This window comes from Alistipes indistinctus YIT 12060 (genome assembly GCF_025144995.1).
In the GTDB taxonomy this organism is placed as follows: Bacteria; Bacteroidota; Bacteroidia; order Bacteroidales; family Rikenellaceae; genus Alistipes_A; species Alistipes_A indistinctus.
Window position 1 is genome coordinate 1,378,118 of record NZ_CP102250.1, and the last position, 14,720, is coordinate 1,392,837.

Annotated in this window: 14 protein-coding genes; all 14 read left to right on the plus strand. The window is 53.0% G+C overall.

The window, feature by feature from the left end:
* The first annotated feature begins 80 nt into the window (after window positions 1–80).
* The 14 genes from NQ495_RS05865 to NQ495_RS05930 all read left to right on the plus strand — a co-directional run bounded on the left by NQ495_RS05865 (window position 81) and on the right by NQ495_RS05930 (window position 14,643).
* Window positions 81–3,134, plus strand: a complete 3,054-nt coding sequence (locus tag NQ495_RS05865) for a glycosyltransferase family 117 protein (RefSeq protein WP_009133884.1) — start codon at window positions 81–83, stop codon at window positions 3,132–3,134.
* Window positions 3,127–3,738 (plus strand): ribonuclease HII, encoded by a 612-nt coding sequence (locus NQ495_RS05870; RefSeq protein ID WP_009133883.1) that lies wholly within the window; start codon window positions 3,127–3,129, stop codon window positions 3,736–3,738. The genes NQ495_RS05865 and NQ495_RS05870 overlap by 8 nt, the downstream gene beginning before the upstream one ends.
* 433 nt (window positions 3,739–4,171) lie before the next feature.
* The gene (locus NQ495_RS05875; RefSeq protein WP_157366542.1) at window positions 4,172–4,309 is read left to right on the plus strand and encodes a hypothetical protein; all 138 of its coding nucleotides are present in this window, start codon (window positions 4,172–4,174) and stop codon (window positions 4,307–4,309) included.
* A gap of 46 nt (window positions 4,310–4,355) precedes the next feature.
* Window positions 4,356–5,213 (plus strand): hypothetical protein, encoded by an 858-nt coding sequence (locus tag NQ495_RS05880; protein WP_009133881.1) that lies wholly within the window; start codon window positions 4,356–4,358, stop codon window positions 5,211–5,213.
* 34 nt (window positions 5,214–5,247) lie between these two features.
* Window positions 5,248–5,679, plus strand: coding sequence for a hypothetical protein (locus NQ495_RS05885; protein WP_009133880.1), 432 nt, complete (start codon window positions 5,248–5,250; stop codon window positions 5,677–5,679).
* A 41-nt stretch (window positions 5,680–5,720) separates the two neighbouring features.
* The gene (locus NQ495_RS05890) at window positions 5,721–6,728 is read left to right on the plus strand and encodes a hypothetical protein (RefSeq protein ID WP_009133879.1); all 1,008 of its coding nucleotides are present in this window, start codon (window positions 5,721–5,723) and stop codon (window positions 6,726–6,728) included.
* Between the two features lie 74 nt (window positions 6,729–6,802).
* Entirely contained in the window at window positions 6,803–9,211 is a 2,409-nt protein-coding gene (locus NQ495_RS05895; protein WP_009133878.1) for a hypothetical protein, read from the plus strand.
* Window positions 9,212–9,215: 4 nt separating this feature from the next.
* Window positions 9,216–9,884: a hypothetical protein gene (locus NQ495_RS05900; protein WP_009133877.1), complete on the plus strand. Its 669-nt coding sequence runs from the start codon at window positions 9,216–9,218 to the stop codon at window positions 9,882–9,884.
* 54 nt (window positions 9,885–9,938) lie between these two features.
* Window positions 9,939–10,208 (plus strand): hypothetical protein, encoded by a 270-nt coding sequence (locus NQ495_RS05905; protein ID WP_009133876.1) that lies wholly within the window; start codon window positions 9,939–9,941, stop codon window positions 10,206–10,208.
* Window positions 10,209–10,227: 19 nt separating this feature from the next.
* Complete coding sequence (locus NQ495_RS05910; protein WP_009133875.1) at window positions 10,228–11,259, plus strand: Clp protease ClpP; 1,032 nt, start codon at window positions 10,228–10,230, stop codon at window positions 11,257–11,259.
* Window positions 11,260–11,320: 61 nt separating this feature from the next.
* The gene (locus NQ495_RS05915) at window positions 11,321–12,328 is read left to right on the plus strand and encodes a hypothetical protein (protein WP_009133874.1); all 1,008 of its coding nucleotides are present in this window, start codon (window positions 11,321–11,323) and stop codon (window positions 12,326–12,328) included.
* A gap of 20 nt (window positions 12,329–12,348) precedes the next feature.
* Window positions 12,349–12,873: a hypothetical protein gene (locus tag NQ495_RS05920; RefSeq protein ID WP_009133873.1), complete on the plus strand. Its 525-nt coding sequence runs from the start codon at window positions 12,349–12,351 to the stop codon at window positions 12,871–12,873.
* 67 nt (window positions 12,874–12,940) lie between these two features.
* Entirely contained in the window at window positions 12,941–14,176 is a 1,236-nt protein-coding gene (locus NQ495_RS05925) for a phage portal family protein (protein ID WP_009133872.1), read from the plus strand.
* 2 nt (window positions 14,177–14,178) lie between these two features.
* The gene (locus NQ495_RS05930) at window positions 14,179–14,643 is read left to right on the plus strand and encodes a DUF6712 family protein (protein ID WP_009133871.1); all 465 of its coding nucleotides are present in this window, start codon (window positions 14,179–14,181) and stop codon (window positions 14,641–14,643) included.
* The last annotated feature ends 77 nt before the right edge of the window (window positions 14,644–14,720 follow it).

The window sequence follows — 14,720 nt, forward strand, 5'->3', positions numbered from 1 at the left end:
TGTTCAGACTTTTTTAGCGGATATTCCGTTATTTTCTTACTTTTGCGAGTAAAACAAGTGCAATTTAGAGCCTTATACGGATGAACCAGTTTAAGAAGTATAATCTGATCGCCGGATGGGCTACGTTCGCCTTTGCGGCCGTGGTCTACCTGATGACGATCGAACCGACCGCAAGCCTTTGGGATTGCAGCGAATTCATCGCCACTTCGTACAAACTAGAAGTAGGGCACCCTCCCGGAGCCCCCCTGTTCATGATGATCTCGCGCCTGTTCGCGATTTTTGCACCCAGCCCGGCGCATGTGGCCATGATGATCAACTCGATGTCCGCACTCGCCAGCGCCGCAACGATCCTGTTTCTCTTTTGGTCGATCACGCACCTGGCACGCCGCTCATACCACAAAAGCGAAGAGGAACTAACCCTGCCGCAAATCACAGCTATCATGGGAGCCGGCCTGGTGGGTTCGATCGCTTATACGTTTACCGACACTTTCTGGTTTTCCGCAGTCGAAGGCGAAGTCTATGCCCTCTCGTCGATGTTTACGGCACTCGTCTTCTGGGCGATCCTCAAGTGGGAAAATGTCGCGGACGAACCGCATGCGAACCGCTGGCTGATCCTGATCGCTTACCTCACGGGACTCGCGATCGGCGTACACCTGCTCAACCTGCTGATCATCCCTGCGATCGTCTTTATCTACTATTTCAGGAAATATCCGCAAATCACCAAATGGGGAATCGTGAAAGCGCTGGCCGTATCGGGAGCCATTCTGATCGCAGCGCTGTACATCATTATCCCCGGCACCATTGAACTCGGAGCTTTCGTCGACCGCATTTTCGTCAACGGCTTCGGCCTCCCGGTGAACAGCGGGATTACATTCTATGCCTTTGCGTTGCTGGCGATACTGGGCTGGGGGATATGGCTCACCCACAAAAAAGGCAAGGTCCTGGCCAATACGATTATCCTCTGCGTCACGGTAATCCTGATCGGATACGGAAGCTATGCTTCAGTCATTATACGCTCCTCGGTGAACCCGCCGATGAACAGCAACGGTCCGACGAATCCTTACGGACTTCTCGGGTTGCTGAACCGTGACCAATACGGGGCACGCCCGTTGGTAAAGGGCAATTATTACTCTTCGCCTGCGATCGCGGTTACAGAAAAAGATACCTACTACCTCAGCGACGACGGCAAAGAATACAAAAAAGGGTCGACCGTATCGGGATATGAATACGCCCCCGGATTCGAATTCTTCTTCCCGCGCATGTACTCGTCCAAAGAGTCGGATATCGCGGCTTATAACAACTGGGTAAACGACGGCAAGGAAATCAAAGGTCGAAAAGTGCCTTTCCGCGACGAAATGGTCACGGTACCCACGTTCGCCGAAAACCTGAAGTTTTTCTTCGCTTACCAGCTCAACTTCATGTATTGGCGCTATTTTCTGTGGAACTTCGTCGGACGGCAGAGCGACATCCAGTCAACGGGCGAGATTACCGACGGCAACTGGCTCAGCGGGATCAAAGCGATCGACCAGCTGTTCGTCGGCCCGCAGGATAACATTCCCTCGGAACAGGCAGCCAACAAGGGGCGCAATACCTATTATTTCTTACCGTTCCTACTGGGTATCATCGGACTGGTTTACCAGCTGAACCGCGACGGCAAAAACTTTACCGTCGTGATGACGATGTTTATCATGACAGGCGTAGCGATCGTCGTCTACCTGAACTCGCCGCCCGCAGAACCCCGTGAAAGGGATTATGTATATGCGGGATCGTTCTACGCATTTGCTATCTGGATCGGTTTCGGTGTCTTGTCGGTTTTCCAGGCGACCAAACGGTGGTTCAAAAAAGAGAATGTCGCCACGGCAGTGATCGCCACGGCGATCTGCGCTACGGTACCCGTGATTTTAGGCGCCAAAAACTGGGACGACCATGACCGTTCGGGACGTTACACTGCGCGCGATTTCGGACTCAATTACCTGACCGGACTGCTGCCGAATGCCATCATCATGAACTTCGGCGATAACGACACCTTCCCTTTGTGGTATGCACAAGAGGTGGAAGGTTACCGCAAGGATGTCCGTGTGATGAACATGAGCTACTTGGGCGGCGAATGGTACATCGACCAGATGAAGCTCAAAAGCAACGACTCGGAACCTGTGCCGTTCACACTACCGCGGAACAAGTACACCTACAATAACGAATTCCTGATCGTCAACGATCTGTTGAAGAAACCGGTGCCGATCAAAGAAGCGATTGATTTCGTCAAAAGCGAAGACCCGCGCACAAAAATGTCGATCGGCGGTAAAAACGCCGATTTCCTGCCGGCCAAACAACTCATCGTTCCGGTCAATAAGGAGAATGTGTTGAAAAGCGGAATCGTCAAGCCGGAAGATGCCGACCTGATCGAAGACAGCATCGTCGTCACGATCAAAAAAAGCACGATCGACCGGGGTGAAATGATGCTGCTCGACCTGTTGTCGAATTTCGACTGGAAGCGCCCGCTTTACTTCACCACTCCGAGCGGCATCGACGAATTGGGGCTCAGGGACTACCTGCAATTGGACGGTTTCTCGTACCGCTTGGTTCCGATCAAAACCGTTCCGCAATCGTCTTGGGAATCGGGCCGTATCGATTCCGAATTCCTGTACGATCAATTGATGAACAAATACCAATATGCGAATATCAAGGATCCGAAAGTTTATGCGGATTATTTCGTACAGACCAACTTCGGAGCCGTGCAGTCGCGTAACCTGTTCGCACGTCTGGCCAAGCAACTCGTAGCGGAAGGAGATACGACCAAAGCGATCGAAGTGCTCGACCGCGCGATCGAAGAGATGCCGTTCAACCAGATTCGTCACTCTTACGTACAGACGATCCCGTTGATCGAAGCTTACTACATGGCCGGGGCCGATGAAAAAGGAACCGCTGTGTTGGAAGACTATGCCAAAATACTAGAAGAGTACATCGACTACTACTTCCGGTTCAAAGGCAAACAGGCCGGATTGGTACAGACACAATTGCGGACTAACATTTCGCTTTTGTACGAGCTGTACACTTTGGCCCAGAAATATAACCAGACCGAAGAGGCTGGTAAAATCGAGAAATATTTTGTAGACAAAGGGCTGATGGATGCTTAAAGCGTGTTATCAACACGAATGGATCGAAGCCGGCTGCGACGAAGCGGGACGGGGCCCTTTGGCCGGTCCCGTGACCGCCGCAGCCGTCATTTTACCCCCCGGATGGTTCCATCCGCTGCTCAACGACTCGAAAAAAATGAGCGAGAAAAACCGCAACCTGCTCCGAACAGTCATCGAACAGGAAGCAGTCGCATGGGCAGTAGAAATAGTAATGCCCGAAGAAATCGACCGGATTAATATCCTCAACGCGTCGTTCGCCGCCATGTCACGCGCCGTAACGAAACTCGGAACGAAACCCCAATTGCTGCTGATAGACGGAAACCGGTTCCGCTCTTCCCTGGACATTCCTTATCGGTGCATCGTCAAAGGAGACGCCACCTACGCTCCGATCGCAGCAGCTTCGGTACTTGCCAAAACCTACCGCGACGAATATATGATGCGGATCGCGGCCGAATACCCGGTCTACAAGTGGGAACAAAACAAAGGTTATCCCACCCGCGAACACCGGGAAGCTGTCATGCGCCACGGTCTTTCACCGTACCATCGCCTCTCTTTTAACCATTCGTTTAAACAGCTCGAACTCTTTTCATTAGACGAAAAGTAAGTTAAAATATTTATCTTTTTTACAGTTTTTTTTCGTCCAAACACTTGACAAAGGGGGGGCGGTGTTGTATATTTGTTCCATCAGACGATAAACTGTTCCACGGGAAACTGACTTTCGTACATACTTCTATCCGTCATTATCCGTCTACTTTCTGACACTCGGTCTTTGGCCGGACGGGTTATCCACAACAACTTACCGGGTTATCACCTATCAAAAGATCACATTATCTTTCTTTCTCTCTCACGCATTCCGGGCCGACAAATATCGATCGGTTCCGACGGCATGAAATTTCCTAAACACATTCCTAAACTTCAGCGATATGACCACTTCAGACTGTGTATCCTCACAAAGCCGAACCACTTCCAAATCTGCAAAAAACATTAAATACCAGGAAGTTAAAATCAACAGATTGACCCGGCAATCCCTTATTCTTTTGCAACGAAGCACGGATAAGATTCACGAATTGACTCAGGCGCGCAATGCAGCCAAACTGTCGAGCAGCCGGGTGGCAAGCATCGGCAAAGAGCTCAAGGAACTGACGAAAGTATTGTCGCAATACTGCGAGAATTAACCCGATATACACAACTTATCCGCACAGTTTCCCCGGTTATCGACAGATGCTCCACATTGTTATCAACAAACAGCGCTACCCCCTGCCGGCTTCATGGCAGGAGCTCGACCTGCAACAGGCACGCTGCCTGATCCGATGTTCACAATTATTGAACACATCCCATCCGGATCGTTCCGATAACTGTCCGGAAAAGGATAAAGTTACAATCTCCTTGTTGGTTGAACTTTGCCGCATTCCCCGCCACATCGCCAGCCATACCCAGCCGCAAGAGCGCCTGATTTTCGCACGCAGGATCCTATATAAACTCGGCAATCCGGCAGGCTATACAACTGACCAAAATCAAGCCGATCACACGGACATCCTCTCCGGACAGACGGCGCATCCACCAAGATTCCACTGGCATGGCGAATGGCTGCGCTATCCGGAAACGGACAGGGATATCAACGGGGAGCCGATGCCCATGTATCGGATAACCGCGGGGGAGTTCTGCGAAGCAACGGACCTCTATCTGGCCGGCGCATGGGACTATGCACCCCTGATCACGGCCATCCTTTGCCGGCCCGCGGGAGAACGTTACGACGAGCAACGAGCCCGGCACAGGGCTGAAACGATGCAACGCCTTCCCTTGACCGTTATCCGGCATCTTTTCAGGTTGCTGAACCAAACCCATCGTTATTTGCAGCAAATGTTTCCTTGCTGCTATACGTTATCCAGACTTGCATCCGGAACGAAACAGCCGGGCCGGAAGCTGAAATGCACGCTGCCGACAACCTGGAACGACATGCTGTTCGAAGCGGCCGGATACCTGCCCTCTGAAATCACCACAACCCGCGAAATGCCTCTCTATCCTTTCATGCAACTGCTCCATGCCAAATGCAAGCGGCAGGCACGAGTTTCGCGGTAAACATATTCCACCTGCAACCTTATCCCCTATTCCCATGCTCAGAGAAACACTGACCGCCACGATCGAAAAGGCGGCCATCACCGAAGGCTATGCTTTTCATACCGGTTTTGCCTACCGCATCAACAACGGTATCGCCAAATTTCCGGCAGCATGGCTGCTCCCCGTACGGATCATCGCCGTAGAGGGACGCCGCGACGGATACCTGACCTATCAAATGACACTCTACCTGATGCATTTAGACAAAAAACCGCGACCGGAAAGCCGGGAGCGGCAATGGGCGGAGCTGGAGATCGCAGCCTTACGGATTCTCGACAACATCTACGCAGGCAGACAAATATTCGATATCGCGAAAATCGGTTGCACGCCGGCTGAAAACTCACTGACCAACTACGGCGAGACGGCACTCAAAATCGAATGCGAGGTACGGATGCGTTTCTGCCCCGCGGACAGCCCGCTCGAAGACTGATATGCCGCCTGACCGATTTACGTTCCGCTGAACTTTTTCCTATGCAAATCGTCAAATATCCCCCCATCTATTCCCCCGCTTTCGGAGAGGTCGTTTTCCAGATTTCGGCCGCGGCCGAAGAGCTGTTGGAACTCGATATACTGGCCAACGATCAAACGACCGTGATCGGCAAAAAGCGCTTCCGCGGCTCGACGCTCTACCGCGTCAACGTGGCCGGATACGGACGCAGGCAAATCGAAGTGACTCCCCAACGTCCGGCCGCCTTTTCATTCGCTTTTCCCGACAAACGGATAATCAACCTCACGCTCCGTTCTGGTAATGTCCGGGCGGCAACCGTCATGAGCGCGGGAACCAAGCAACTCGACAGCTACGCGAAACTGTCCGGCTCTCCCGATACGATACCGATCAGTGCGTCACAACAAGACGAGTTTACGATATTGGTAGATGACGGCATCCCGCTGAGCGCCGAAGCCCGGCTCACCGGTCCGGACCACAATACTACGCTAACGGCAATCGCATCCACAACGGCGGCCGGACTGACGAGTATCTGTCTCAACATGCCGCATCTCGATACGAAGTTACGGGCTTTGGGGAAAGGCTCGCTGAACGATTACGAAACCCTGGAGATCGGGGTGATGATCGAGACCGATCAACTGCTCTCGCAAAAATACCGGCTGGTCCCGGATTCCCCTGACCATATCCGGCTCTGCTGGTGGAATTCATTCGGACAGATCGATTATTACACCATGCTCCGCAGTGTATCGGACACCTTTAAGGTCGACAAGACCCGCATCTATACACAGGAAGGATACAAAACGATTCACACCCGGGGGGAAACCGCAATGCGTCTGATATCGGATTTCGTAACCGCGCAGACAATGACCTGGATCAGTGAAATAATCGCCTCGCCCCGGGTGTGGATCGACCACGGCAACCGGATCGAACCGGTGGAGATCGTTACCGACCGGATCATCACCTCTTCCGACAATCTATTACAATTGGAGATCGAACTGGTCAAAAGCGAGCGAACCGTCTATCCACACCTGTAACCGCTTGCAAATCCGCAACACATACATCCGCAATACCCACACTAACGCCAATATCAATACCAACCCAGCTACCGATGATCCGATGCTTTATCGACAATCAGGAAATCGATCTCGTATATGAAAGCCAGATCGCCATTTCGCTTTCGATCGCCTCTGTCACACAAGTGGAAACCGGACGGACAGGTTACAGCAAAACGATCCGCGTCCCGATGACGGTACGCAACAACTCCATCCTGGGCAATGCCGCCGAAATCCATTCGCCGGAAATGTTCAACCAGATGGCACACACGGCACGGATCGAAGCGGACGGATGCACGGTCATAGAGGGAATGCCGATGATTTCGCGCTGTGGACAGGACGCAGACGGCTCGGCATGGTACCTAATCAACATTCTAGGAGCAGGCAAAGAGTGGGTCCGGTTGGCCGCCGAACGTATGTTCAAAGAGATCGACATTCCTTTCGAAACGACTCTCAGCGCCTCCACCGTTTACCAAAGCTGGAGCTGGAATAAGCCGGTTCGTTTTTTCCCGGTACAACGCGACCGCTTCACACTGCCGTCCCCGACGATTCAGGAAGGAGTACGGATGCTGACTTTCCGGGACTACCACCCGTTCCTGCATGTCAGAACGCTGATGGAAAGCATCGCCGCACAAGCGGGTTACTCGATCCGATCCGATTTTATGGAAACCGATTTTGTCGGATCGCTCTACATCAGCGGCCGTTATCCGGAAAAGGAGACGAGCCTGCTGACCGACCGGATGGGGTTTCTCGCCAAACGATTCGCAACGGTTTCTGCCGTTGCCGACCGCTTCGGCCGCGTATACGCAGATCCTCTCACCCCTTTAAATTCGGTAGGCAATCTGATGGACAGCGCCGACCCGGAAGAGGTACAGGACGGACAAACGCTGTCCGGGGTCTATAACCACAACAACGTGTTCCGCAAAACGGACGCGCGCGCAGCATTCTGTCCCCCCGAAAAGGTTACGGCCGGATTCGAATACAACCTCAAATACCGATCGGATTATCTCATCGCAAACCGTACGGAACTCAAATGCTTCAACCGCATCTGCCTGGACGACGATATCGAACGGGTATTCAAGGTGACAAACCGTTATCCGGACCGCCGCAGCGAATACAAAGATAACTGGGGCTACCTGCTGGTTGTTTTCGACCACGTTTCCGGCAGCAGCTACAAATTCACGTACGACCGGATCATCAATCAGAATGCCGAGCCGGACAACTTGCAACCAGCGGACAACGAAACCCAAACGCTCAAAACATTCGACACGCGCACCACCGACATCCAGACACAACTCAACGCCAATATTACAAACCCGCGACTCTGGCTGCTCGGCACCGACGGCTCCTATACTCTTTATCAGGGCGATTGGGCCCTTTATGACGGATACGTCAGTGAAACGGGACAGATCAACATTACCGTCACGGTACAAAGCGGAGCCCGGGAGATCTTACCCTCGCAACCGCATTATTTCGACCTGGTCTATTTCGGCGGGGCCGACCCTGGCATGAAATTAACCCTGTCGAACGATATCAGCCTCAAACCGCTATTCAATCCACACCCGTGCGAAGGAACTACCGTCACGTTCGCCGAAGTCGCCGCACACGAAATCCGGCAAATAGAGTTCGTCAACGCGCTGAAGCAATTGTTCAATCTCCATTTTTATACCGATACGCTGTCGAAAACGATCTACATCGAACCCCGGGAACAATTCTACACGGCTCGCATCATGGACTGGAGCGACAAAATAGATATGAGTCGCCCGGTGACCGTCGCTGAGTTGGGCGCGGACCTGCCGCAACAATTCACACTGCGCTATCAACCCGGAGACGGTAGTATCGCGCGGTGGGATTCGGCCAACAAGGAGATTTTAGGGCGATGGAGCGCACCGATCCTGAACCGGTTCGCCAAAGAAGGGGAAAAGACCTACTACAACCCCCTGTTCACCCCATCGCTGAACCAAACCGGCACCTATCCCGACGCCCCGGACGCCACGCTCCTGCAAGCAGGGGACCGCGACCGCCAGGGAGGATTTCCGGACACGGAAAACCTGAATTTCCCTGCCAAAATTATCCGTTATACAGGTATTAAAACGCTTCCCGAGGGTCAGTACTGGGGATGGCCGCTCTATACGGCGGAATATCCACAGATCGCCTTTCACCATACCGGGACGGATCCTTTCACACTTTGTTTCGAAGATCGGGACGGTTTACCGGGTCTCCACACCTATTACGACAGCACCATCGAACTGTACAACAACGGCAAGAGGATCACGGCCTATCTGGATCTCACCGCTGAGGAAGTTGAACCGTTCATGCTGCCGCACAGCCTGATCCAAGACTTCCGGGCCCTTTTCAGACTCAGGATAAACGGGGAAAACGTCCTTTGCCGACTCGAAGAGATTGTCGATTACCAGCCGCAACACACAGGTCCCACCAAATGTATATTCGTCACAAATATCTGAATGTATGTCATCCCCCCTCTATCACATCCAGCTACCCGAAGAGTGGTTGCAGGAGCAAACCGAATATTCCGCTCCCCCGCCGGATCCGCAGGCACAGCGTGTTGTCCCGGCCGTAGATTTCCCTATTTCGGCCCCAACGGCCGAAACTTCCGGTCCGGATTCAGCAAAAGAACCCGGCAATATCTTGAGACCAGGCTTTGAGTCCGACATCCCTGATACCGGGCCCAACATGGAATCCTCACCATCAGGAATCGATCCTGAGCCGGCTTCCAACTCTCCACGATCAACAATCTCTGCAACTCATACAACTTCAGCCCCACTTAATTTTACATTCTCTCCGATACCTGCTATTCCTTCAATCGCTCCTGCCGATCCCCAAACCGGAATTCAGGTCCGGCTCTCCCAATCGCTATGGAAAATACCTGAGGCCAATGCCAATATGCGCCCCGTTAATCTCGCGTCATCTACAACTCTTGGAAATTCGGCCAATACGGACGATTCGTCCATCTATCCATCCGATGCTCCCGGCATTTCGACCGCCCCCGTCACCCGCAACGAAATCGAAGAACTCTTCGACCGCAAACTTTCTACCCTGAAGGTATATGTATTGGAGTCGGAGATTACCGAAGCACAACAGGCGGTAAAAAGCATCGTCGAACTTTCATCTTTCTAACGGTTCTCCTGCCGGAGCCCGATCTTTTCAGCACTATTTCTAAAACTTCTCCTTATGACAACCTACGAAAAAGAGCTTGCCGACCAATTGGCGCAACGCTATCCGGAACTGCCGCTACCGCAAATGATCGCCAAACTGACGGAGATCGGCGTGATCGATTATTCCCGTTGCAAAACCCTTTCGGTACGCGAATACGTCAACGCTTTGGTCCGTTCAGGATGCAAAAAGATGGATGCCATGTGGAAGGCCTCCGAAAAATTCGCCTGCTCTTACGAATACATCCGCAAGTGCATGTACTATTACAAGGATATCAACCTCTGCTAATCACCCCGTCCATCCACCCATGACAGGAAACATCATTATCGAAAATCATCAAGGCCGAGCCGTCGAGATACACATCGAAGGCATCATCGGCACGCCGGAACGGGATTCGTCACCCCGCACACATTCCAATGCCGCCACCTACGCCCGCTTCCGGCAACAACTCGAAAAGCTGCAGGCCGTACGGACTTCGGAACTGATCGTACACATCCGCTCAACGGGCGGGAATGTGAACGACGCCCTGCTGATCCACGACACATTGCGGAACCTCGATTGTGAAATCACCACGCGCTGTTACGGATACACCGCATCGGCCGCCACGCTGATCGCCCAGGCTGCATCGCCGGGCAAACGGGAAATGTCCGCCAACGGCCTCTATCTGATCCACCGGGCGGCCTGCAACTCCGAAGGAGATGCCGACACGCTCAGGGAAGCTTCCCGGATGCTGCACAAAACCGACGAACGAATCGCACGGATTTATGCCGAACGGTCCGGCATGCCGCAGCAGCATTTCACCGAACTCATGAACCGCAATCACGGCAACGGTCAATGGCTCACGCCCGAAGAGGCGAAAACCTCCGGATTGATCGATACGATTTTCACCGCGGACTCGGTGACAAACCGGACTGAAGTCCCCTCCCTTCATACCGACCTGTCCGAATTACCCCTAACCTTCAACCTAAACGATTCCACCATGACCATCAAACAACACTGGAACGCCATCCTCGATCTGCTCGGTCTCTCACCGGTCGGCAAGACTCACCCCACAACCGCACCTGCTGCGGCCGAGCCGGCCGGAACCGCCGCCCTGACAAGCTCTTTCGCAGAAGATACGATCGATGTAAGCGCTGTCACCGCTTTGCCCTCCCTGGAAAACTGCATACGGGAAATCGCATCGCTTAAAGCCCAGGTCGCATCGCTCGAACAGGAAAATGCCCGTCTGCAAGCGCAACCGACCCGCACGAAACCCCGGGAAGACCCGTCACCTACGGAATCGAGGATTTCCGGAAACGCGCTTTCCTACAACGAAGACATCCGCAGTTTCAAACAATAAAAACCATTCTGCCGAAATCAAATTTTCACTAACCAAACTTTCAAATCATTTTCAATCTGTTATGGCAAAAATCGAAAATCCGAAAAGCTACACGGGACGTGACCTCGAAACGATCTTCTTCCGACCGATGCTAACTGGTCCCGATGCGACATCGCTCGGCATCAAAATCATGTACAACATGCCGGTACCCACTACGTTGCAATTCTGGAAACGCGCGGGCGACATCCTGCAAAAATATACCGCCAGCGGCTGGAACGGCGGCAGTGCGGCCACAAAATACCAGAAATCGATCCAACTCTCGAAAGTGAAAGCTGAAGTTGGCTATTCGGCCGACGATTACTTCAACATGGTCTACGAACTGATCACCAACCGCTCGGACGTGAATCTCGACGACCTGTCAGGCACCGAACTCGAAGCGGCCGAAACCGCACTGTTCAAAGAAGCTATCGCCGAAAGCATCCGCGCAACGATGTGGCTCGGCGACACGTCCCGCAGCGACACACTCAACACCTTCGACGGTTTCCTCAAACGTCTGACCGCCGATATCGGATCGACCGACACCGACATCAAAAACACAACGATTCCCGCCTCTTTTACGGCTAACTCCGATCCCGACGCAGCCGAAAACCTGCTTAAACAGGTCTGGAACAATGCATCCGAATTGCTTAAAGCATTCAAACCGCAAGGCAACTTGGTTTATCTGGTCACCTCGGACATCTATGCCAAATACGAAGAAGAACTCGACAAGGTCGTACTGGAATCGGCCTACCTGGCTAAACAAAACGGCCGCGAAGGCATCTCATACCGGGGTATCCCGGTCGTAGACGTACAGGTTTCCGCCTACCTGAGTACGCTGACCGACTTGCCGCAATCGTTTATCGTGCTGACCGACCGGCGTAATCTGGCACTGGCCGTCAATACGGCCGATTTTCCCGGCACCGAAGTCCGCATGTGGTACAACCCCGACCAGATGGAGAACCGCCAGCGGGCCGTATTCATGGCCGGCTGCGACTACCTGCTCCCCGAGCTGGTATCGATGGCTACTACGACCGTTACTGCAGGCGCATAACCACATAATCGAATTACTTTATGGCACTAATCGGCTATCAGAGAAAATCAGAACGCAAAAACGGCGGTATCCGTACCGTGGGCCTGACGGAGGCAAGCAATATCGCCAGCATCGAATACAGTAAGGATGACCGGGCTTTTTTCGAAATTACGCTGGTCAACGGTCAGAAATTCACCAAATACGAATTCCGGGAAGATGAAGCGGAATACAAAGAAACTATTTCGCTGTCGAACCATTCCCCCATCGTAACACACGAACTGACGTTCATGCTGGACAAGATGGGCTACGAAGCCTCTGCATCGGTAGAGTCCATGCTCAACACGACGCTCGGAGGCCTTGTGGCACTCGTCCGCACCACAAACGACGAAATTTTTCTGGTCGGCTATTCGCTCCCGTTCGAAAAGGAGCGCCCGTTACGGATCGCATCGGTCACAGCCACCACCGGTAAGCAACTGCGGGACGAAACCACCGAAACCATCACACTGCGCAGCATCGACACCAACATGGCACTTCCTTTCGTGGGTGACATCGACGCGCTGTTCTAACCCCCACGATCCGGATGCCATATCGAGGAGCTACCCCTGTACTGCATCCGGATCACAACATTTGCCTATGAAAAAGAAAACAACAGATAAAGACTCGCCCGGCAAACTCTACCTGCCGCACAACCGGATCGATCCCTTTGTCGCACAAGGCAGCACCGAAGCGGGGGCGACGCACTACTGGCGGTGGGGGGACGACAACCTGTTTCCCAATGCCCTGGCCCTGATGGCACGCCGCTCCACGACCCACCGGAGGATTATCAACGACAAAGCAGACTATGTCTCCGGCAAAGGTTTCTCTTTCAATGAAGGGGATCCGGCCCTGGCCCGGTTCATCGGATCGGCCAACGGGACAGGCGAAACGTTGCGGCAGGTTTTCAACAAACTGGCCTTCGACAAAGCGCTTTTCGGCAATGCATTCCTCGAGATCGTCACGACCCCGGAACGTTCATTCCTGTCGTTTTACCACCAGGATGCATCGAAATGCCGGATCGCAAAAGAAAGCGATCATGTGCTACTGCACCATGACTGGCAACATTACACCCCTTCGGACGCCAAACGGTTGCCGCTCTACCCCCGTTTCGAACAAGCGTCCGACGGTACGTTACGCTCCATGTTTCATTACAAGGATTACGAACCGACATTCGAACATTACGGACTGCCGCCCTACATCGCCGGCATGAACGTATCGGCCATCGCTTACAAAACCGACAAATGGAACATCAGCCGGCTCGACAATTCGTTTCAACTCTCGGGTATTATGGTGCTCGACGGAAACGTAGACAACGAACAGGATGCCTATGAGATCATCCGGGCAGCCGAAAAGCGCTTTGCAGGACAACCCGGACAGGTCATGTTTATGGTCAAGAATGCCGAAGAGGCCGACAATTCGAAATTCGTCCCGATCAGCTCTTCCAACGAAGGAGACTGGAAATCGCTTCACGACCAGGCCGTGACCGATATCGTCGTGGCGCATTCGTGGTTCCGTTCGCTCAGCGGACTGGACTACCTGTCCGGATTCGACTCCGAACGCATTCTGCACGAATACGAAATCGCCCTCAATACGTTGATTCTCGGCGAACAGCAGGAACTGTTGGAACCGATCCGGATCGTGATCGGACAGGTTCTCGGGTGCGACACTTCGTCGATGCAAATCGTCAACAGGCCGCCCGCTCGATCCAAACCGCTCTACATGAAAGTCTGGGAGGCGCGCAAGGCCGACGGACTGGATTACGATCCGGACGATCCGACGCAGAATCTCTATGTCGCACAAATTACCAAATACGCTATGCGCAATATTGACTGATTATGGCACTGCTGATTACACCGGCCGAGGTGCTCGAAACCGCTTTCCCAGCCACCGAGCAATTTCGGGACGACCTGATTCGCCCGACGATGATCGAAGTCGCGCAATTGCAATACCTCCAACCCGTTTTCGGAGCTCTGTTCGACGCTTTAGAGGAAGAGCGTTATTCGGACTTTGTCTCTACCTACATCAAACCGCCGCTGGCTTATTACATACGTTGCATGGTAATCGACGAACTGACCGCTTCGGTCGGCACGCTGGGCATCCTGCAGGAGAAATCGGACTACGGTTCACCGGCTTCGATCCGCCTGCAGGAGCGCCTCAGAAGGCAGGCCAGGACAACTGCAGAGCGTTTATTGGATCGTGCTGTCGGAGTCATCGAAGCCAACCCCGAATCGTTCCCCGAATACGACCCGGAACAGAACCTGCGCCATTGTTTGCTTCTCAAGGGAGGTTTTATTCTTTAAAATATTTAATTACACCTGACACTCTCCACTCTTCAAACAATAAAGCGGATGATTCATTAAGAATCATCCGCTTTATT

Bases quoted from the DNA above. Each gene is read 5' to 3' on its own strand.
- NQ495_RS05895 (WP_009133878.1), top strand. From the start codon at position 6,803: ATGATCCGATGCTTTATCGACAATCAGGAAATCGATCTCGTATATGAA.
- NQ495_RS05865 (WP_009133884.1), top strand. From the start codon at position 81: ATGAACCAGTTTAAGAAGTATAATCTGATCGCCGGATGGGCTACGTTC.
- NQ495_RS05910 (WP_009133875.1), top strand. From the start codon at position 10,228: ATGACAGGAAACATCATTATCGAAAATCATCAAGGCCGAGCCGTCGAG.
- NQ495_RS05915 (WP_009133874.1), top strand. From the start codon at position 11,321: ATGGCAAAAATCGAAAATCCGAAAAGCTACACGGGACGTGACCTCGAA.
- NQ495_RS05905 (WP_009133876.1), top strand. From the start codon at position 9,939: ATGACAACCTACGAAAAAGAGCTTGCCGACCAATTGGCGCAACGCTAT.
- NQ495_RS05885 (WP_009133880.1), top strand. From the start codon at position 5,248: ATGCTCAGAGAAACACTGACCGCCACGATCGAAAAGGCGGCCATCACC.
- NQ495_RS05880 (WP_009133881.1), top strand. From the start codon at position 4,356: ATGCTCCACATTGTTATCAACAAACAGCGCTACCCCCTGCCGGCTTCA.
- NQ495_RS05870 (WP_009133883.1), top strand. From the start codon at position 3,127: ATGCTTAAAGCGTGTTATCAACACGAATGGATCGAAGCCGGCTGCGAC.
- NQ495_RS05925 (WP_009133872.1), top strand. From the start codon at position 12,941: ATGAAAAAGAAAACAACAGATAAAGACTCGCCCGGCAAACTCTACCTG.
- NQ495_RS05890 (WP_009133879.1), top strand. From the start codon at position 5,721: ATGCAAATCGTCAAATATCCCCCCATCTATTCCCCCGCTTTCGGAGAG.
- NQ495_RS05920 (WP_009133873.1), top strand. From the start codon at position 12,349: ATGGCACTAATCGGCTATCAGAGAAAATCAGAACGCAAAAACGGCGGT.
- NQ495_RS05930 (WP_009133871.1), top strand. From the start codon at position 14,179: ATGGCACTGCTGATTACACCGGCCGAGGTGCTCGAAACCGCTTTCCCA.
- NQ495_RS05900 (WP_009133877.1), top strand. From the start codon at position 9,216: ATGTCATCCCCCCTCTATCACATCCAGCTACCCGAAGAGTGGTTGCAG.